At 65.6% G+C, this 19,881-nt stretch carries 13 protein-coding genes; 3 read left to right on the top strand and 10 right to left on the bottom strand.

Annotated elements, in window-relative coordinates:
- The 8 genes from QTI05_RS17310 to QTI05_RS17275 form a co-directional block, all read right to left on the bottom strand.
- The gene (locus QTI05_RS17310; RefSeq protein WP_444812916.1) at positions 1-1,269 is read right to left on the bottom strand and encodes a hemagglutinin repeat-containing protein; all 1,269 of its coding nucleotides are present in this window, start codon (positions 1,267-1,269) and stop codon (positions 1-3) included.
- Positions 1,270-1,800: 531 nt separating this feature from the next.
- Positions 1,801-2,538 (bottom strand): hypothetical protein, encoded by a 738-nt coding sequence (locus QTI05_RS17305; RefSeq protein ID WP_286657830.1) that lies wholly within the window; start codon positions 2,536-2,538, stop codon positions 1,801-1,803.
- On the bottom strand, positions 2,525-10,471 hold the full coding sequence (locus QTI05_RS17300; RefSeq protein WP_286624927.1) for a two-partner secretion domain-containing protein: 7,947 nt from the start codon (positions 10,469-10,471) through the stop codon (positions 2,525-2,527). Before QTI05_RS17300 ends, QTI05_RS17305 begins: the two co-directional genes overlap by 14 nt.
- Before the next feature lie 23 nt (positions 10,472-10,494).
- Positions 10,495-12,255 (bottom strand): ShlB/FhaC/HecB family hemolysin secretion/activation protein, encoded by a 1,761-nt coding sequence (locus tag QTI05_RS17295; RefSeq protein WP_444812915.1) that lies wholly within the window; start codon positions 12,253-12,255, stop codon positions 10,495-10,497.
- Between the two features lie 152 nt (positions 12,256-12,407).
- Positions 12,408-13,133, bottom strand: a complete 726-nt coding sequence (locus QTI05_RS17290; RefSeq protein ID WP_286545413.1) for a haloacid dehalogenase type II — start codon at positions 13,131-13,133, stop codon at positions 12,408-12,410.
- Positions 13,130-13,765 carry a bifunctional 4-hydroxy-2-oxoglutarate aldolase/2-dehydro-3-deoxy-phosphogluconate aldolase gene (gene eda / locus QTI05_RS17285; protein ID WP_286545412.1) on the bottom strand — a complete coding sequence of 212 codons (636 nt, stop codon included), beginning with the start codon at positions 13,763-13,765 and terminating at the stop codon, positions 13,130-13,132. Before eda ends, QTI05_RS17290 begins: the two co-directional genes overlap by 4 nt.
- 42 nt (positions 13,766-13,807) lie before the next feature.
- Positions 13,808-15,640 (bottom strand): phosphogluconate dehydratase, encoded by a 1,833-nt coding sequence (gene edd / locus QTI05_RS17280; RefSeq protein ID WP_286545411.1) that lies wholly within the window; start codon positions 15,638-15,640, stop codon positions 13,808-13,810.
- A 72-nt stretch (positions 15,641-15,712) separates the two neighbouring features.
- Complete coding sequence (locus tag QTI05_RS17275; protein ID WP_286545410.1) at positions 15,713-16,246, bottom strand: OmpA family protein; 534 nt, start codon at positions 16,244-16,246, stop codon at positions 15,713-15,715.
- A 138-nt stretch (positions 16,247-16,384) separates the two neighbouring features.
- Here QTI05_RS17275 and QTI05_RS17270 point away from each other — a divergent pair, with 138 nt between their 5' ends.
- Positions 16,385-17,029, top strand: a complete 645-nt coding sequence (locus QTI05_RS17270; protein WP_444812914.1) for a gamma-glutamylcyclotransferase — start codon at positions 16,385-16,387, stop codon at positions 17,027-17,029.
- Positions 17,026-17,571 (top strand): superoxide dismutase family protein, encoded by a 546-nt coding sequence (locus QTI05_RS17265; RefSeq protein ID WP_286545409.1) that lies wholly within the window; start codon positions 17,026-17,028, stop codon positions 17,569-17,571. The genes QTI05_RS17270 and QTI05_RS17265 overlap by 4 nt, the downstream gene beginning before the upstream one ends.
- On the opposite strand, the gene QTI05_RS17260 is transcribed toward QTI05_RS17265, so the two are convergent.
- On the bottom strand, positions 17,558-18,124 hold the full coding sequence (locus QTI05_RS17260; RefSeq protein WP_286545408.1) for a nucleotidyltransferase family protein: 567 nt from the start codon (positions 18,122-18,124) through the stop codon (positions 17,558-17,560). The genes QTI05_RS17265 and QTI05_RS17260 overlap by 14 nt on opposite strands.
- Before the next feature lie 28 nt (positions 18,125-18,152).
- Between QTI05_RS17260 and pdxH the strand changes: the two genes are divergently transcribed.
- A complete protein-coding gene (gene pdxH / locus QTI05_RS17255) occupies positions 18,153-18,800 on the top strand; it encodes a pyridoxamine 5'-phosphate oxidase (protein ID WP_286624928.1) in 648 nt (215 codons plus the stop codon).
- 111 nt (positions 18,801-18,911) lie between these two features.
- Here pdxH and QTI05_RS17250 read toward each other — a convergent pair whose 3' ends face one another.
- Positions 18,912-19,868 (bottom strand): AEC family transporter, encoded by a 957-nt coding sequence (locus QTI05_RS17250; protein ID WP_286545407.1) that lies wholly within the window; start codon positions 19,866-19,868, stop codon positions 18,912-18,914.
- Positions 19,869-19,881 lie beyond the last annotated feature (13 nt).

The raw sequence follows: 19,881 nt of genomic DNA, 5'->3' as shown, positions 1-19,881 counted from the left end.
TCACGACGATCGTGACGATCGCCCCCCCGCCTGCGTCAACCCACCCTGGCCCTCTGCCCAATGCCGATTCGCCAGCGGCACCGAACTCCAGTTGATCGGCACATTGGCCAGCGCCGGGTCGTTCTGGATCTGGCTGAGCCAGTTCATGCCGGGTTGGCCGATCTGCTGCGCCAGCGCGTCCTGCACCGACTGCACGTAGCCCAGTTGCCCCTTGGCACCGCTGCCGCTCGCATTGCGCCCCACCTCGACGTTGATGCCCTGCGCATTCAGCGTCAGCTGGCCGGCGTTGATCTGCGTGTAGTTGGCCGCCTCGGTCTGCAGGCCGTTGTCGCGGTTGCGCGCGTACACCAGGTCGCCCTCGCCGCGGGTCTGGGTGAGCTCGGTGCCGGTGCGCACGATGTTGAAGTTGATGTCGCCCTGGGTTGCGTTCAGCGTTGCCACGTCGGTGGCGTTGATATGGGCCGCCCCCAGCGTGATGTCGCCGTCGGTGGCAGTGATGTTCACGTTGCGCCCGCTCAGCGTGGCCGCAGCAAGGGTGGTCGAGGTGCTGGTGTTGGTAACGCTGTTGTCGTTGTTGAAGCCATGCCCCATGCGCACCGGCACCCCCGTTACGGCCGCGGTCTGCCGATCGTTGCTGCTCCCGACCGTCGTGCTGCTGTAGTTGGTGCCGCTGAGCACGGTCACTTCCTGGCCGGTGACGTTCAGGTCCTGTCCGGCGCCGAGGTTGCTGGCGTACACGTTGACCTGCTTGCCAGCCGTAACGCTGAGGTTGCCACCGGCCGTGATGTTGGCGGCGCGCTCGTTCTGCACTGTCTGCTGGATGCTGTCGGAGTGGCTGCGCTGCACATCCCGGTTGTGATCGAGCGGCCCGGAGGTGATCAGGCCGTTGGTGGTGCGCGAGCTTTCCACGTTCGTCGAAGCCTCTTCGAGTGCAGACACGACGTTGACGTTGCGCACCGCGTTCAGCGTCGCATTGCCGCGGGCATTGACGTCGCTGCCAACAATGTTGATGTCGCGGCCTGCATCCATCGCGAGGTTGTTGCCGCTGAAGGTGCTGGCGATGGCCGTGTTGGTATGGGCCTCGCCTGCCACGGTGTTGGTGGTGCGCGTGACGATGCCCTTGGTGCCCCAGGTGGCCGTGAACCCGAAGTCGGAGGTTTCCCGCCCCGACTCGATGGTGATGTCATTGCCCGCGCGCACGCTCAGGTCGCCTCCGGCGCTCACCGTCGAGGCTCGCGCCGATACGTCATGGCCTGCATCCAGCGCCACGTTGCCGCCGCCGCTGATCTGCGTGCCGATCTCCTTGCTCCACGAAGGGTTGGGGGGTGGTGGGGGATTGCTGGGCGATTCCCAGCAAAGGAGCAGACAGCGCAGCGGCTGCCAATAAATGGCGTTTCAAATTAATTACTCCCTTATCTTTTTATAAGAGGCAGGATTTACTCCTCTGCCGCTTCAACTAGTTGCTTAGCGTAACCTTCCGCCCACTGGGAAAGAATGCGAAAAGCTACAACTGCTTCCGCAAAACTCGTCTATCTCTTCTTCTCGCTGCGGAGTAAGAGGCTCGCCGGCTAAGAGCTCAGGCTCTCCGCCCGGTCGATGTTGCTATTACCGACGGAGTCTGAGCCGGCGGTGGTGCGGATGTTGATGTCGCGTCTGGTGGTTAGCACAGCGGCATCGCTGGCCGTGATGCGTGCTCCGATCTGTTGATGTCGTTCCAAGCGTTGATGCCGATTTCATTGTTTGTCCATACTGCCAAAATAAACCCGACCGCTCGTGCCGCTCTGGGAAACAACGGGGCAACTACGGGTTGGCCAACTGATAGAACCGAGTCACTGCAGGGTATTCGTTGGGCTCACCAAGCATGCCGCTCGAAAAGGAAATAGCCCTCTGACGCCTTCGCTCCGTGATTATCAATGAGGCGTCTGAACCTTTTCTCAATTCGAACTCTCCATATGAGGCAGTACGCGGAACGAAGTCGTTGCCCCCGTTGTATTCTAAATGCCTAAGGATTAAAGCCCCCCCACTGCAGCCAGACATTTCAGTTCCAAGTTTTGTCACCACCCTGGCCTCATCTTGCCTCCCTTGAATTAAAGTAGTTGCAGTCTGTTCCAGATGCAGGGTTCCGTAAGTTATATTTTTCGAATCAATATTAGTCGTTTCTTTCTTTTTTACGCGAGGTTCGATGTAATAAGATTGAGAATCCAAAATATCTGTCGAATAATTGAGTGGTGTTTGAGGTCGTCCCGTTGTGGGGCTATTGTTTGCGGTTTTCCATAGCACGTATATAGATCCTGCATAGACATGAATCAGATCGGATTCATATGCTCCGCTGTAGTTTCGCATTAGCTTGTACGTGTAATTACCATTCAGATTGGGACACTCTTGCATTGTCAATTTTGGGGGCTTCCAATCCATTTCACTTGCAGTCACTATCCGCTCAACACTACATCCACCCAAAATAAATACAATAATCACAGATAATAAAAATACAAACTTCATCGAAAGCTCCTGCACCACTGGAATATTACGGCCGTCCATTCTGCTCATTTTGCTTACTATTGTAAGCATTTACCATCGCCTGCCAAACACTAGGATATTGGGTCGCGAGGGTTGCTAAGCCGACTGGCATAGCTGGAAGTAAATCGATAATATTCCAGAATTCTGACGCACCGTTTCTAACATTATTTCCCAATTCATCGTAGTAATGTACGGCATTGAGGAAATCATGCGGCCCGGCAAAGGATTCAACCAATTTATCCAAAAAACTTCCTGGCATATAGGGCATGCCGCCAATAGACGGTAAACCTCCTTGCAAACCACCCAATGGACTGGGCGTCAGGCCAGGGTTGGAAGTAATAACCGATTCAAGACTAATGCCAGCTCTTAAATAAACACGGCCATCGACTGGATTTATCCAAGTCGCAGGGACGGGTTGATTCTCGGTAAAATTGGTGCAAATACCTGAAACACCGCACAACTCACCAACGTCAACTCGGTTGCCGCCGATCTTTATTCCATCCCCATTAATACCAGCGCTTAATCCTGATGTGTTGGTTAGAAGGTTGCCGTTTTCGTCTACGACCCCCTGAAAAAGCTGTGAGCTTTGAATTTGGTCTTGCCTTAGGTAATACCCCGCAGCTTGCAAACCAGAGATCAATCCCGACGTGGCTGCTCCCTGCGTGCAACCCTGCCCGGTCAATGCTCCGGCCGCACACCCCACGGTGGTTTGGATGGCCACGCCAGTCAAGCCGCTGCTAGCTGGATAGGCAGCGCCGACTCCGGCCGATAGCATCGACGCGACAATCGACCTTACGCCTCGGCTAGACGCTAGATCCTCTAATACCGCGCCGATGTCGCCATTGTGATTGATCAGGCCCACTGCAGCTTGGCTTGCAATAGAACTGACGCCAGCAGCCACAGTTGCAGACATGACGGTGCCGGTTCCAGTCAAGAAATAGCCGCCACCATTGAGTGCCACGCCTTCGCTGGCGCTGGTTGCAACGGCGCCACCCACTTCGCTCGCTACGCCCCAAGTCAGGACAGTAACCACGATGGCCACTACGGCCGCCCCTGCCTGCGTCAACCCACCCTGGCCCTCTGCCCAATGCCGATTCGCCAGCGGCACCGAACTCCAGTTGATCGGCACATTGGCCAGCGCCGGGTCGTTCTGGATCTGGCTGAGCCAGTTCATGCCGGGTTGGCCGATCTGCTGCGCCAGCGCGTCCTGCACCGACTGCACGTAGCCCAGTTGCCCCTTGGCACCGCTGCCGCTCGCATTGCGCCCCACCTCGACGTTGATGCCCTGCGCATTCAGCGTCAGCTGGCCGGCGTTGATCTGCGTGTAGTTGGCCGCCTCGGTCTGCAGGCCGTTGTCGCGGTTGCGCGCGTACACCAGGTCGCCCTCGCCGCGGGTCTGGGTGAGCTCGGTGCCGGTGCGCACGATGTTGAAGTTGATGTCGCCCTGGGTTGCGTTCAGCGTTGCCACGTCGGTGGCGTTGATATGGGCCGCCCCCAGCGTGATGTCGCCGTCGGTGGCAGTGATGTTCACGTTGCGCCCGCTCAGCGTGGCCGCAGCAAGGGTGGTCGAGGTGCTGGTGTTGGTAACGCTGTTGTCGTTGTTGAAGCCATGCCCCATGCGCACCGGCACCCCCGTTACGGCCGCGGTCTGCCGATCGTTGCTGCTCCCGACCGTCGTGCTGCTGTAGTTGGTGCCGCTGAGCACGGTCACTTCCTGGCCGGTGACGTTCAGGTCCTGTCCGGCGCCGAGGTTGCTGGCGTACACGTTGACCTGCTTGCCAGCCGTAACGCTGAGGTTGCCACCGGCCGTGATGTTGGCGGCGCGCTCGTTCTGCACTGTCTGCTGGATGCTGTCGGAGTGGCTGCGCTGCACATCCCGGTTGTGATCGAGCGGCCCGGAGGTGATCAGGCCGTTGGTGGTGCGCGAGCTTTCCACGTTCGTCGAAGCCTCTTCGAGTGCAGACACGACGTTGACGTTGCGCACCGCGTTCAGCGTCGCATTGCCGCGGGCATTGACGTCGCTGCCAACAATGTTGATGTCGCGGCCTGCATCCATCGCGAGGTTGTTGCCGCTGAAGGTGCTGGCGATGGCCGTGTTGGTATGGGCCTCGCCTGCCACGGTGTTGGTGGTGCGCGTGACGATGCCCTTGGTGCCCCAGGTGGCCGTGAACCCGAAGTCGGAGGTTTCCCGCCCCGACTCGATGGTGATGTCATTGCCCGCGCGCACGCTCAGGTCGCCTCCGGCGCTCACCGTCGAGGCTCGCGCCGATACGTCATGGCCTGCATCCAGCGCCACGTTGCCGCCGCCGCTGATCTGCGTGCCGATCTCCTTGCTCCACGAATAGCCGCCCTGGAAGTTCGCGTTCACGCCCTGGCTGGTGGACGAGCCCGCTTCGGTCACTGTGCCGAGGTTGATGTCGTTCTTGGCCGTGATCGAGGTCTTGCCGGTTCCTGCATTGGCAATCACCGCGCCGATCAGGTTCACATCGTGGCCGGCGCTGGCGACCAGGGTGCCACCCGGGTTGGTCACGTACAGGCCCGCCACCCGGTCGATGTTGGTGCCGCTGGCCACGCCCATGTTGGTCTGGGTGGTGGTACGCACGTTGATGTCGCGCCCCGCATCCAGGGTGAGCTTGTCGCGCGCGGCGATGGTGCCGCCGATGTTGTTGATGTCGAGCTGGGCCTTCAGGCCCACGCTGGCGCCTGCGATGCGCCCGCCCAGGTTGTCGATGGTGTTGGCATTGATGCTCACCACCTGGCGCCCGGCCACGGTGCCGGTGTTGGTGAAGTTGCTGTTCTTGCCGTCGATCTTCACCTCGTTGCCGGACAGCAGGGCGCCGGAGCCGTCGATGTCGCCCGGCTGCACCCGCACATACACCTGCGGCACCAGCACGCGCTGGGTGCTGCCGTCGGGCAGGGTCACGGTCTGCTCCACCAGCCAGACGATGTCGCTGGTGAGCTGCGCCATCTGCGCGGCCGTGAGCGCCACGCCGGGGCGCAGACCGTATTGCTGCGCGAAGGTGACGCCGGCGTTCATCAGCGCGGTGTATTGCGCGTCGTCGCTGGTGTAGCCGTCCAGATAGCGGTAGCCGGTCAGTTGAGCGATCTGCTCGCGGATGAGTTGCTGCTCGTAGAAGCCATCGCCCAGGCGCTTGAGGGTGTTGTTGGGATCCAGCCCCAGATGGTTGAGCAGGTATTCGCTGCTCAGCCACGGCCGGTAGCCCGCAAAGCGCGGATCGGTTTCGATGAGGTAACGCCCGCCGCTCGTGGTGCGGAACAGGCTGGCCTGCGGAATGCCCAGGTTGGGCGTGCTGGTGCGCACCACCATCGGAACTGACTGGCCGGTACCGCCGGCCGCGCCGGCCACCGAGCCCACATTGGCTGCCACCTCGACGATGGTGGCGTTGCGCGTGCCGCCACTGGCGCCAGCGGCACCGCCGCTCGCGCTGGCAGTGCCGGTGGGTGCGGTGCCGCTGTTGTAGCCGCTCGTGCCCTGGGTGTTGGGCGTGTATTCGAAGGCGCCGATCGGAACCGTCTGCGTCGTGGTCGGCGTGCTCACGATGTAGGTGCCGCCTTTGTAGTCCACCACGAAGGTGCTGCCCGTGGTCACCCGCGAGCCCTGCAGCGCTTCGTTGTTGACGCTGGTGGCCGAGAGCGTGCCGCCCGCCACCACGCGACTGTTCTTGTTGTGCAGGTTGCCGTTGATGGTGAGATCGCCGCCTGCAACGATGCGCGCCGGGTCGGCATTGATGGCTGTGTCCTGCGTGACCTGGTAGGTGGTGTTCCAGATGCCGTAGCCGTTGCTGCTGAGCAAGGCACCCTGCGAGCCATCGGGATTGCGCTGGAACACGTACGGCGAGCCGGGTGCGTAGATGACCTCGTTCAGATCGTAGAAACCTGCACCCACCGGAGCAATCTGCACCAGGTTGCTGGTCGTGGTGGTGGGAGGCCCGACCTGGAGGTGGGTGTCCCAGTTGTTGACCTGCGCCATCGAGATCGACATGTCGCCGAGCGATTCGATGCTGGCGCTCAGGTTGTTGAGCACGCTGCCCTGGCCGGTGGCCAGCCGGTTGGCATCCAGGGCTCCGCCGATGGCCATGGTGTTGCCGCTGAAGAGCAGCGCATGCTCGCGGTTGTTGATCGTGCCTGCGCCGATGTTGAGCGTGCTGCGCGCCGCGATGGTGCCCGCCCGGGTCACGCCGCCGATGGTTTCCGTGTCGTTGTTCAGCGTACCGGTTGCCACCGAGATGTCGTTGCCGTAGATGCGGCCGGTGCCTACGTTGTTGACGCTACCCGAGGGGCCTCCCGCTGCACCGGCATTGATCTGGGTCTTGCCGTAGCTGTCGATCAGCCCGCGGTTGTTGAGGGTGCCCGCGTTCACGACGGTGTCGGTGCCAGACATCTCCGCGTTGACCGTGTTCTCCACCACGTTGCCGCTCACCGTGAGCGTGTCGCCCGCGATCAGCTTGCCGTTGTTGGTGAAGTTGCCAGTGGTGCCGTAGCTCAGGTTGCCGTTGGCGATGACTTCGGCGTTGTTGACGATGTCCTGCGTCAACGCGATCGACAGGTCCTTGCCGGACTGCAGCAAGCCGTCTCCGCTGAACCGGGCGGCATCGATCTGTACGCTGTTGTTGGCGATCAGCGTGCCACCGGTGTTGACGACGTTGAGCGTCTTGGCGCCCGGATTGGCCGCGTTCGGATCCTTGAGCGCGAGTGTGCCGCCCGCAGACATGAGGCCGTTGGTGTTGTCCACAAGGCCACTGGCATTGACCGTGACGTCCGTATTGGCCCGGATCGCGCCTGCATTGTTGTTCAGGTCAGAGGCGGTGATCGCGACCTTGTCGCCTTCGATGCCCTGGTCCGTGCCCTGCGTGCTCGCGTTGACGACGGTCGCCGCGTTCAGGGTGGTGGTGGCCGTCGAGCGCAGCAGGCCGCCGGTGTTGTTGATGCCGGCAGCTGCCACGGTGAGCGCACCGACGACCTGCACCTGGCCGCCGCTGTTGTCCAAGGTGTTGCCGTTGGCGTTGAGGGTGACGCTCGACTGGCCGACGATCTGGCCGCCGCCTGTGTTCGAGAGCCCCTGCGTGTTGGCCACCACCGCGCCCGTGGCACCGATGAAACCACCGGTGTTGTCGACACCGCCGGCATTCAGCGTGAGCGTGTCGCCGCTGGCGATCCCGCCCTGGCCGTTGGAATAGCCCGCCGCATTGTTGTTGGTGAGGCCCTGGCCGTGGGTGTCAATGACCATGGCACCACCGGACTGGATCAGACCCGCCGTGTTGACGAGCGCACCCGTCTGCAGGTTGACGGCCTGTGTGGCCGCCAGCGTCCCCTGGCTGTTGGTGAGTTGCTGGCCGTGGGTGTCAACGCTCAGACTGTCGCCAAAGACTTTGCCGCCGGTGTTGTCCAGGCCACCGTTGCTCAAGGTGGTGGCGCCACCGGCTTGCAGCGTGCCGCCTGCATTGGTGGTCGCGCCGGTGGTGGTGACGTTCAGGTTGCCGTTGACCGCGGCGGTTGTGCCGCCGTTGTTGCTGAAACTGCCCGCGGTGACGGTCGCGTTGCCATTGGCCGCCAGGGTGCCGCCCTGGTTGCTGGCCGCACCCGTCACGGTTGCCGCGAGATCGCCCACCGCAATGATGGTGCCGCTGTCGTTGACGAGGCTGCCGGCGCTCAGCGTGCTGTTGCCGCCGGCGAGGATCTGGCCGGCCGCAGTGTTGTCGAGTTGGTTGGCGACGCTGAGGCTCAGGCTGGAGCTGCCAGCCGCCTGCAGCTTGCCGCCCTGGTTGCTCAGCGAACCGGCGCTGGCAGCGATGTCGCCCGCGCTGGCGATGGTGCCGGCGTTGTTGTTGAGGGTGCCGCCAATGGTCAGCGTGGTGGTGCCCGTGCCGGTTTGCACGATCTCGCCACCGTTGGTGTTGGCGATGTTCGAGGCGTTGATCTGCAACTGGCCGGCGTTCAACGTGCCGGCGCTGTTGACCAGCGTCTGGCCGGACTGGCTGTTGGCGGTGATGGCCAGCGTGCCGGGGGTGGCTACGGTCGCACCGCTGGTGGCGACGTCGCCTTGCGTCGCGGTGATGGCGATGTTGGTGCCGCCGGTCTGGCTGCCGGAGAGGTCCACGAACGCGCCTTGCAGGCTGGCGTTGCCGCTGGCGATGTTGGTACCGGTCGAGGTCAGGCCTTGCGCGGCTGTGACGGCGAGGTCGCCGGTGCTTTGCAGCGCGCCCTTGCTGCCCGTGACGCTGCCGGCCTGGATCGTCAGGTTGGCGCCGCTGGCGATGCGGCCGTCGGTGTTCTGGATCGCACCGGTGACCTGGGCCGTCGTGGCCCCCACACTGGAGACGGTGCCGCGCGTGTTGTCTAGCTTGCCGCCAACCGCGAGGCTGGCATCGGCGTCGCTGGTGAGCGTGCCGTCGACGTTGATCAGATCCCCGGTGGTGCTGATCTGCAAGTTGCCCGCGTGCAGGGTGCCGGCCGAGTTGTCGAAATGATCGACGTTGGCACTGAAGGCACCGCTGACGTTCAACGTGCCGCCAGCATTGGAGAAGCTCGGCTGGTTGAGCGTCATGCTCGCCACGCTCAAGGTGCCGCCGTTGTTCACGAGGTTGGCGCTCTGCAGGGTGATGGGGCCGCCTGCGTAGATCTTGCCGCCGTCGTTGAGGAGCGCGCTGCCCGCGGTGATGGCGCCGGGTGCGGGTGGGGTGGAGGCAGCGACGGTGCCCGTGCCTGTGCTGGTGGCGCCAGCACCCGTGGTGGTGCTACCAGACGTGGTGGTTCCCGACGTGGCGCCAGTGCTGCCGCTGGTGGTTCCGGTGCTTCCCGTCGTACCCGTGCTGCTGCCCGTCGAGGCGGCGACGGGTTCGCTGCCGATCCAGCCACCCGCGGTGTTGCTCAGGGTGGGCGCCGCGATGGTCAGCGCCGCGGTGCTGGTCTGGCGGATCGTGCCGCCGCGGTTGTCGATGTCGGTGGCACTGCTGAGCTGGACGCTCTGGCCCTCAAGCGTGCCGGTATTCTCCAAACGCCCCGCCGCCGTGACGACCAGGTTGCCCGCGCTCGCGCCGATGCTGCCGGCGTTGCGTACACCCAGGCCTGCTTCACTTCCGACCAGGACGATCTTGCCGGCGTACATGCCGCCGAGCCGCGAAACGTCCAGGGCAAAGGTGGGTGCCGCGCCGGTACCGGCCGTGGGCGTAATCTGGCTGTGGTCGGCGCTGACCTGGTTGGCGCCGGTGACGACCTTGAGGTCTGTTGCGTAGATCGCCGCATTGACGTTGACGGCGCGCGCCAGGATGGCCGCGTAGTCGGTGGTGCTGGCGTCGAGCCCCGCACCATCGATGGTGACCGTGCCTCCGCGCACGAGGAAGCTGTCGAGGCTGCCGAGTGCGCCGAACTGCGGCGTGCCGGTCGTGAGCGTCGCGCGGCTCGCATTGATGAAGCCGCCGCCGTCGACGCTGATGCCGGCTGGGTTTGCAATGATCACCTCGGCACGCTGGCCTCCGACCTCGACATAGCCGCGCAGTTGCGTCGGGTTGCCGCTGTTGATTTCGTTCAGGATGATCCGGGCCGGCCCGTTGGCAAGCCACGGGTTGCCCTGCACCCAGCCGCCAAGCTGCGTGGAGACGTTGGTTCGGCTGTTGTTCAGGATCACGCCATTCGCCATGACGTCAAACTGGCTGAACACATTGCGTGACACGCCCGCAGCCGACGGGGTCTGAATGTTGACGAGCGGAACGCCGTTGGGCGCCACCAGCACAGTGGGGCGCTGGGTGTTCGGCACGTTCAGCGCCCCGGCAATCTGGGCATGGCCGGGTGTCGCCAGCAGCACGGCGGTCAATGCAGCCGCCGCGATGGCGGGTGTCGCCCCGCTGGCCTTACCGGCACTCATGGCCGTTTCCTGCACGACCATGCGCATGCCGCGCGCGGCGTTGAAGACGATGCGGTGAAGATGCTTGTTCATTTTTGTTCTCTCCCCGGGGAAACTTAGAAACTGAAATTCAGATTCAGGCCACCCGTCACCCTCGCGGTGCGGTAGCCCTCGGGCTTGCTGATCGGTGCGCCCATGAAGACGTCGTAGCTGAACTGGCCGCCCGCGCCCTTGAAGGCCCCGCGCACCCCGATGGCGCCGCCGGCCAGGTGATTGCCGAGCGTTTGCAGGGTCGATCGACCACTGACCTGCCCGTAGTCCAGTCCCACATAAAGCTCGGCACCGCTCTGGCCCAGGGCCCAGCCGATGTCATTGCGAATGAGCCAGCCGCGGTCGCCCATCAGGCTGCTCTCGCCGTCGAAGCCGCGCACGGTGTAGCGCCCGCCGATGGCGAAGCGGTCTTGCGGCGTGAGCTGGGTGCGGTTCCACTGGGCGCGCCACAGGCCTGAATAGCGCAGCTTCTGGTCGCCCAGCTTGAACGGCACGTTGGCACTGAGCTCGGCCGTGAAAAGCCGCATGTACGAGGTGCCCTCGTCGAAGGCGTCTTCCGGTGCCACGAGCGCACCGAAGGCATGGGTGCCGCGCTTGTAGGCCAGCGTGCCCTCGAGCGTCGATTCGCCGATGAACTCCTTGTGGTTCACGCTGGCCTCCCAACCAGCGACGATGCGGCGTTGCACCTCGATCTCGGTGTCGTCGACAAAGTTGTTGGAGGCGCGACGGAAGGCGCGCACAGCCACCGTGGTCTTGCGGCTGGCATCGCGGTAGACCAGGCGCGAGAGCTTGAGCTCGGCGTTGCGGCTCTCGCCGGAATACACGTAACTCTGGTTCAGGCCGGCCACGCTCTGGTGGTACTTGCTTTGCGAGGCGGTCGCGCTCAGCAGCCAGTAGCCATAGGGGATGGAGTAATGAACGGTCTGGCCGCTGGTGCCGGAGCCCTTGTGGTTGAAGGCGTCGTGGTTCAGGCTGACGTAGAAGAGATCGTTCAGGCCGAACGGGTTGTCCCAGGCGACGGTGGCGCCCGCCTGGGTCTTGCCGGTGGCCTTGGTGCCGCTGTCGTCCAGGCTCAGCGTGGCGCGCAACGGAAGCTTCTGGCTGTACTTGACGACCAGGTCACTGTCGCCGGGTTTTGCGTTGGCTGCCCTGGAAGGCTCGATCTGGATGTCGGCTTCGGCGGTGGGCAGGCGCTTGAGGTTCTCAAGCGCCTGCTCGATGTCACGCAGGTTGAGCAGGTCGCCCGCGCGGGCCGGAACCGCATTGCGCAAGGATGGCAACCAGGCCTTGGCGCTTGCATCGTCGGCAAAGCGGATCGTTGCGATGCGCCCGGGCACCAGGGTCAGGGTGAGCGTGCCCTGGCTCAAGTCCTGCGGGGCGGCCAGCACGCGGGTGGTGACCCAGCCGCGCGCGATCAGGGCCTGCTGTAGACGGGCCAGCACCGTGTTGACGCCCTGGGTGCCAAGGCAACGGCCGATCGGCGTGTCGTCGCCTTCCGGCCCGGTGGCAGCCGCAGCCAGCGCCCACTGGAAGTCTTCTGAACGCTCCCCGGTCAGCAGCAGGCGGCCGATGCGAAAGCACGGGGACTCGTTGACCGGAAGGCGCTTGTCTTCGGTCTTGGCGGCTGCGGGCAGGCGCTCATCGACCGTGCGTTCCTGCTGCTCGCGCAGGGCGCGTTCGCGCTCTTGCTGGCGCAGTTCTTCGACGAAGGGTTTGGGGGCGCTGGGATTGACCTGGGCCTGCGCGCTCAAGGAAGCAGCGAGCAGCACGCAAGCGAAGGCGGTTGCTTGCAGCGGGCAAGCCGGAACACGGATCTGACGAAACACGAAAACTCCCTGACCGCGGTCTGGCGCCGCGCGGAAAGGAGTGTCGTGCTATCTCAACCTACAGAACAGGAACTAGTGCTCGGTTCGGCTCCAAGTCTGTGCGATACCGCACACTGCAGTTTCGTTGCGTTGCAACCCGCCAACGCCCCGGCTCAGCAGCCCAGCGCATCCGCCAGCGCGCCGATGTCGCGCGCATGCAGCGTGTTGTCCGCGCGCGGCGACACGTCCTTCGGCCGGCTGGCCCCGAACTCGGTCGGCCGCTCGATGTAGCCGGTCTGCAGTCCGCAATTGCGCGCTGCTTCGAGGTCGTCGTGGTGCGCGGCCGCCAGCATCACCTCCGAAGGGCTCAGGTCGAACACACCCGCCACGCCGAGGTAGGTGCGCGGATCCGGCTTGTAGGCCTTGAACACTTCGGCCGAAAGGATGCAGTCCCAGGGCAGGCCGGCCCGCTTGGCCATTTCGGTGAGCAGGCCGATGTTGCCGTTCGACAGCGTGCAGATCGTGAAGCGGGTCTTGAGCCGGCGCAAGCCGTCGACCGCATCGGGCCAGGCCGGCAGCCGGTGCCATGCACGGTTGAGGTCGCGCTTTTGCGTCTTGTCGAGCCGATCGACGCCGAAGTCGTGCAGCACGTCTTCGAGGATCGCCAGGTGCAGTTCGTCGATCAGCGTGAAGCCGCCCTCGCCCGCCGCCAGCCGCTCCATCACGCGGCGCATGGCCGGCTGGTAGCCGGCGCGCCAGGCAGTGGCGAACGCATCGGCATCGACCTCGGGCAGCGCCTGCGCCACCTCGGCCGAGATGCCGCCATGCCAATCGACCACGGTGCCGAACACGTCGAAGGCGATGACCTTCAGCGTGCTGCTGTCGAAACCTTCGCTCATCGGGCGAGCTGGCTCGCCTCGCGTGCGAGCGTTTCGATGCGGGCCCAGTCGCCCTTGGCGATCGCGTCGGTCGGCACGATCCATGAGCCGCCGACGCAGGCCACGTTCGACAGCGCCAGGAACTCGTGCGCGTTGGCCAGACTGATGCCGCCGGTCGGGCAGAAGGTCACGTCGCCGAACGGACCCTGCCATGCCTTGAGCATCGGCAGGCCGCCGGCCTGCATTGCCGGGAAGAACTTGAGCTGCGTGTAGCCGTCTTCCTGCGCCATCATGATCTCGCTGCCGGTCGCCACGCCGGGCAGCAGCGGCAGGCCGATGTCGTGGCAGGCCTTGCCCACCGAGCGCGTGTAGCCCGGGCTCACGCCAAACTTCGCGCCGGCCAGCGCCGACGCCTGGGCATCGGCCGCGCTGCGGATCGTGCCGGCACCGGCCACGGCCTCGGGCACTTCCCGGGCGATCGCCTCGATGCATTGCAGCGCCTGCGGCGTGCGCAGCGTCACTTCGAGCATGCGGATGCCGCCGGCCACCAGCGCGCGCGCCAAGGGCACGGCATGGGCCACGTCGTGCAGCACGATCACCGGGATCACCGGGGCGTCTCGCATGACGTCCAGTGCGGTCAGTTTGTCTCTCATTTCATGGCTCCATTCAGTTCTGTCGAAGATCGGCGGCGCTGGTTACAGCCAGGAGCAGGCGCCCTCTTCCGCAGTGAGCGCATTGCGGCGCATGCCGGCGAACAGCTCGCGGCCGAGGCCGCGGCCGTCGGCGGCGCGTTGGGATTCGGGTTGCACTGCATTCTCGCGCGCGGCCCATTCGTCCTCGGGCAGCAGCACGGCCAGCGTGCCCGCCACGGCGTCGAGACGGATCAGGTCGCCGTCGCGCACCTTGGCCAGCGGCCCGCCGGCGGCAGCTTCGGGCGAGACATGGATCGCGGCCGGCACCTTGCCCGACGCGCCGCTCATGCGGCCATCGGTGACCAGCGCCACGCGAAAGCCCTTGCCCTGCAGCACCGACAGCGGCGGCGTGAGCTTGTGCAGCTCGGGCATGCCGTTGGCCTGCGGGCCCTGCCAGCGCACCACGCACACCACATCGCGATCGAGCTCACCGGCCGTAAAGGCCTTGTGCAGTGCCATCTGCGAATCGAACACGCGGGCCGGTGCCTCGATGATGTGGCGGTCGTCGGGCACCGACGACACCTTGATCACGCTGCGGCCCAGATTGCCGCCGAGCAGCTTGAGGCCGCCCGTGGCGCTGAACGGTTTGGCGACCGGGCGCGTGATCGCTTCATCGGCCAGCGGTGCAGCCGGACTCCATTGCAAGGTAGCCGCTTCGGCATCGGCCAGCGCCGGGATGCCTGCGAACTCGCGGATGCCGCCTGCACGCACCGTCAGCACATCGGCATGCATGAGGCCCGCGTCGACCAGTTCACCAATAACGAAGCCGGGGCCACCGGCCTGCTGGAACGCGTTGACGTCGGCACTGCCGTTCGGATAGACGCGCGCCAGCAGCGGCACCACATCGGACAGGTGCGAGAAATCGTCCCAGTCGATGACGATGCCGGCCGCGCGCGCCACCGCGACCCAGTGGATCAGATGGTTGGTCGAGCCGCCGGTGGCCAGCAGTGCAGACATGGCATTGACGATGGCGCGCTCGTCCACCATCACGCCGATCGGCGGGCACTGGAAGGCTTGCGTGGAAGCGCGCCCCAGCACCGTTCGCACCGCTTCGCGCGTGAGCGCTTCGCGCATCGCGTCGCCAGGCTGGATGAACGCGGTGCCCGGCACATGCAGTCCCATGGCTTCGAGCAGCATCTGGTTGCTGTTGGCCGTGCCGTAGAAGGTGCAGGTGCCCTGGCCGTGGTAGGCCGCCATCTCGGCATCGAGCAGCCCCTTGCGGCCGACCAGGCCTTGTGCTGCCTGCTCGCGCACCTTGGACTTGGCCGTGTTCGACAGGCCCGACGACATCGGCCCGGCCGGCACGAACACGGTCGGCAAATGGCCGAAGTGCAGCGCGCCGATCAGGAGGCCGGGCACGATCTTGTCGCAGACGCCGAGCAGCAGCGCCGCATCGAACATGTCGTGCGTGAGCGCGACGGCGGTGCTCATCGCGATCAGGTCGCGGCTGAACAGGCTCAGCTCCATGCCGGGCGTGCCCTGCGTCACTCCGTCGCACATGGCGGGCACGCCGCCCGCGACCTGTGCGGTAGCGCCGAGCTTGCGGGCCTCGTTCTTGATGATGTCGGGGTAGTGCTGGTACGGCGCGTGGGCCGACAGCATGTCGTTGTAGGCGGTCACCAGGCCGATGTTCGGCGCACGCTCGGCGACGATCTTCAGCTTGTCGTTGGCCGGCACGCCTGCAACGGCGTGCGCCACGTTGGCGCAACCCATGCGATCGGAACCGCGGTCTCGGTCGGCAATCTCGGCAAGCTGCTGCAGGTAGGCGCCGCGCGTCGGCGCGCTGCGCCGGCGGATCCGGTCGGTGACCTGTTGGACTGTGGGGTGTGTGGTCATGCCCGAGCATCGTACCAAGCGAAAATGAAAAAGCCCGGCAGAACCGGGCTTTCGGGCAATACGGATTTGCGCTCAGTCCAGCAGCTTGACCTCGACCCGGCGGGCTTCGGCATTGTTGCCCGTGCCGGTGGTCACGGCCGGCTTCTGCAGATCGACCTTAGCGGCCGGCACACCGAGGCCGGTCAGCACGTCGCGCACCATTTCGGCCCGCTTTTTGGCGAGCTGCTCGTTGAGGGCCGCGTCGCCCGTGGTGTCGTGGAAGCCCGAGACTACCGCCTTGCGACCGCCTTCGACACCCTTGATCACCGCGGCCAGCGCCTCGGCGGCACCCGGCGCGAGGTCAGCACTGCCGGTGGCGAAGTAGAAATTCACGATGCCGTTCACGACCCGGATGCCGGCGCCATCGGGAATGGTGACCGACACCGTCTCGGTCACCACGGCCACCACCGGTGCCGCTGCGGCAACCACCGGTTTTGCGGGTGCGCGGGCAGCGCCGCTCTTGTAGAGCGCGATGCCGACCACGAGGAAGATCACGAGTGCGATCACACCGACAGCGATGCCGAGAATGAGGTTTTGCTGACTGTCGTCGTCGCTGGGGGAAGCCATCGGGCGAACTCCGTAGGTAAGGGGCCGGTAAATAATGGTGCGGTGAACCATGAGTCTCAAATTGTAGGTGGTGGGGAAAAAGGCCCAGGCCCGCCCGGACTGGATCCGCTGCCCCGGCCGCTGCGCGACCCCAAGCCCATGCTCGACCGCGTGATCGAGGAATGGGGCGGGCACGAGGATCTCTGGGTGTTCGGCTACGGCTCGCTGATCTGGCGGCCGGAGTTCGACCATACCGAGCGGCGCCCGGCCCGCGTGCATGGCTGGCACCGTGCGCTCAAGATGTGGAGCCGGGTCAACCGCGGCACGCCGCAGAACCCGGGCCTGGTGTTCGGGCTGCTCTCGGGCGGCAGCGTGCAGGGCATGGTGTTTCGCATTCCGGCCGCCGACGGGCTCGAAGCCTTGGGCCGGCTCTGGCTGCGCGAGATGCCCACGGGCGTGTACGACCCGCGCTGGCTCGACTGCATCACGCCCGGCGGCACGGTGCGCGCGCTGGCCTTCACGCTGTCGCGCCGCAGCCCCAACTTCACCGGCGAACTGAGCGAAGCGCGCTACCGCGAAATATTTGCGAGCGCCACCGGCCGCTTCGGAACTTCGATCGACTACGCGCGCCAAACCCTGCTCGAACTGCAGCGCCATGCGATCCACGACGCCGCGCTGGCGCGACTGGTTCGGCTGGCTGCAGCCGATCTTGCGGCCGCGGCCGACAGCGACACTGCGGCCCCCGGGCTATCCCCTTCGGACGCGCCGCCCGATACTTGCCAAAACTTCCTGGAGAAACCATGACCATCCGCTTCACTACCGCTGCATCCACCGCCGCCCTGCTCACCACCGCCTTGCTTGCCGGCTGCGGCAGCATGAGCATGGGCAAAGCCAGCGCGGTCGCCGCCCTGGCGCCCACCGCGGCGATCTCGCCCAATCCCACGATGGGCCGGGTGACCTTCACCGCGCTCGACCACGGCGTGCGGGTTGCGGGCGAAGTGCGCGGCTTTGCGCCGGGCAGCGAGCACGGTTTCCACATCCACGAAAAAGGCGACTGCAGCGACAACGCGATGGCCTCGGGCGGCCACTTCAACCCGACGGGCGGCACCCACGGCAAGTTCGGCGCGCCGGGCAGCCACGCGGGCGAGCTGCCGAGCCTGGTGGCCGACGCGAACGGCGTGGCGCGCTTCAGCGTGGACGACCATTCGATCTCGCTGACCGATGGCGCCGCCAACAGCGTGCTCGGTCGCGCGCTTGTGGTGCACAAGGATCCGGACGACTTCAAGACACAGCCGGCCGGCAACTCCGGCCCGCGCACGGCCTGCGCCGTGATCACGAAGGGTTGAGGCGCAACTGGAGCAGCGCTTCGGCGCGCGCGAGCGCCTCGACGGTGTCGATATCGGTGACCACGCCAATGTCGTCGACCGCGATGTCTGCGACTGCATCGACAGCGCGCAGCGCCTGAAGGACGGGCGCTGCGCCCTTGTTCCCCTCCAGCGCCAGCAGGCCGTCCCGGCATTCGCGCGCGAAGCCCACCGGATGGCCGCGCTCGCCACGGTAGTGCGGCTGCGCCGCCTGGATCGCCCCGCCCAATGCCGCCGCCACTTGCCGCAAGGTGGCCGGCTGGACCAGCGGCAAATCTCCCGGCAGGATCAGCCAGCCGTTCGCCTCGGCGGTATGGCGCACCGCTGCCGCGATCGAATCGCCCATGCCCGGGTGGCCCGCGTCTTCCAGATGCCAGGGCAGTCCGCTGGCCTGCACGGCGGCCAGCGTGTGCGCCAGCACCGGCTTGCCGGCCAGCAGTGCCTGCAGCTTGGCGCCGCTGCCGCCCGACGCGCGAAAGCGATCGCCGCGGCCGGAGGCCAGCACGATGATGGTGGGGAGCAGCAGGTCGGCCATGAATCCAGTATCCACCGACAATGCCGGCATGAGCTCACCGAACGATTCCCTGGCCGCGCTGCGCAAGAGCTACGAGCGCGCCGAACTCGACGAAACCCGCAGTGCCGAAGACCCGCTGCAGCAATTCGAACGCTGGCTTACCGAAGCCATCGACGCGAAGGTGCCCGAACCCAATGCGATGACGCTGGCCACCGTGGCCGGCGACCTGCGGCCCTCGACGCGCATCGTGCTGATCAAGGGCTACGACGCGCGCGGCATCGTCTGGTTCACCAACTACCAAAGCCGCAAGGGCCAGGAACTGGCCGGCAACCCGTTCGCGGCGCTGCAGTTCCACTGGGTCGAACTCGAGCGCGTGGTGCGCATCGAGGGCCGCGTGGAACAGGTCGATGCGGCGGAAAGCGACGCCTACTTCGCAAGCCGCCCGCTCGACTCGCGCATCGGCGCCTGGGCCAGCCCGCAGAGCGAAGTGATCGACGGCCGCCAGGTGCTGGTGAAGAACGCGGCCATTGCGGCCGCCAAGTTCCTGCTCTCGCCGCCGCGGCCGCCGCACTGGGGCGGCTACCGGCTGGTGCCGGATCGCTGGGAATTCTGGCAGGGCCGCGCGAGCCGGCTGCATGACCGGCTGCGCTATCGCCGCGAAGACGACGCCTGGCGGCGCGAGCGCCTGGCACCGTAATGTGCTCGCCCCCAGGCTTCGCGCACTTCGTGTCGCTGCGCCAACCCCCTGCCGGGGGCAACACCAGCGGCCCGGCGAAGCCGGTTCCGCGGTGTTCGCTCGAACACAGGGTCAAAGGTAGCCGGCGAGTGCCATGACCAGTGACAGGGTGACCAATGCCAGCACGGTCGACACCACGACGCTGGCGGTGACCAGTTCCTCGGCCGTCCGGTAGCGCTGCGAGAACAGGAACACGTTGGCGCCGATCGGCAACGCTGCGGCCACCACCATCACGGTCAACGGCAGCCCGCGCAGGCCGAAGGCCCATCCCAGGGCTGCCGTGAGCAGCGGATGCACGAGGTTCTTGACCACGGCCTGCACCAGCGCGCCGCGCCAGTGCAGCCCGACGGGCGTCAGCGCGAGCGTGATGCCGACCATCACGAGCGCGACCGGGCTGAAAGCCTGGCCCATCAGACGGATCGGCGTGTCGATGGCCTCCGGCATCGTCCAGCCGGTTTGCGCGAACAGCAGTCCGGCGAGGATCGGCAGCGGTACCGGATGGACGATGGCGTTTCGCAAGGCCTTGCCGACGGTGCGCGCCATGGCCTTGCGGTCTTGCCCGCCGGCGCCGCTACGGGTCGCGTGCTCATGCGCCACCGCGAGTTCGAGCACCACGGTGGCGCTGGTGAGCAGCACCAGCGAATGCAGCGAGATGAGCGTCAGCAGCACCACCGTGCCCTCGGGCCCGTAGGCCAGCCCGACCAGCGCGATGCCGATCATCACGGTGTTGCTGTAGGTGTTGGCCAGCGCCAGCACGGCGGCCGTGCGGTTGAAGCCGCGCCAGAGCAGCGTGGCCGCAAAGATGAGGCCTGCCGCGATGAAGTACGCCGCCACCGGCCGCAGGCTGAGCTGCTCGACATGCACCGTGCTCATCGCGCGGAACAGCAGTGCGGGCGCGAGCAACAGAAAGATCAGGTTCGACAGATCCTTGACCGACGCGCCACTAATCCAGCGGCGCCGGCCTGCCAGGTAGCCCGCTGCGATCAGGAGAACGACGGGGAGCAGTGATGAGATGACGGAGGCGTTCACTGCTTTGAGGATA

Origin of the sequence: Variovorax fucosicus (genome assembly GCF_030316825.1) — a bacterium.
Lineage (GTDB): Bacteria > Pseudomonadota > Gammaproteobacteria > Burkholderiales > Burkholderiaceae_C > Variovorax > Variovorax fucosicus.
The sequence above is the reverse complement of the archived record's forward strand: the minus strand, read 5'-3'. Positions and strand labels throughout refer to the sequence as shown.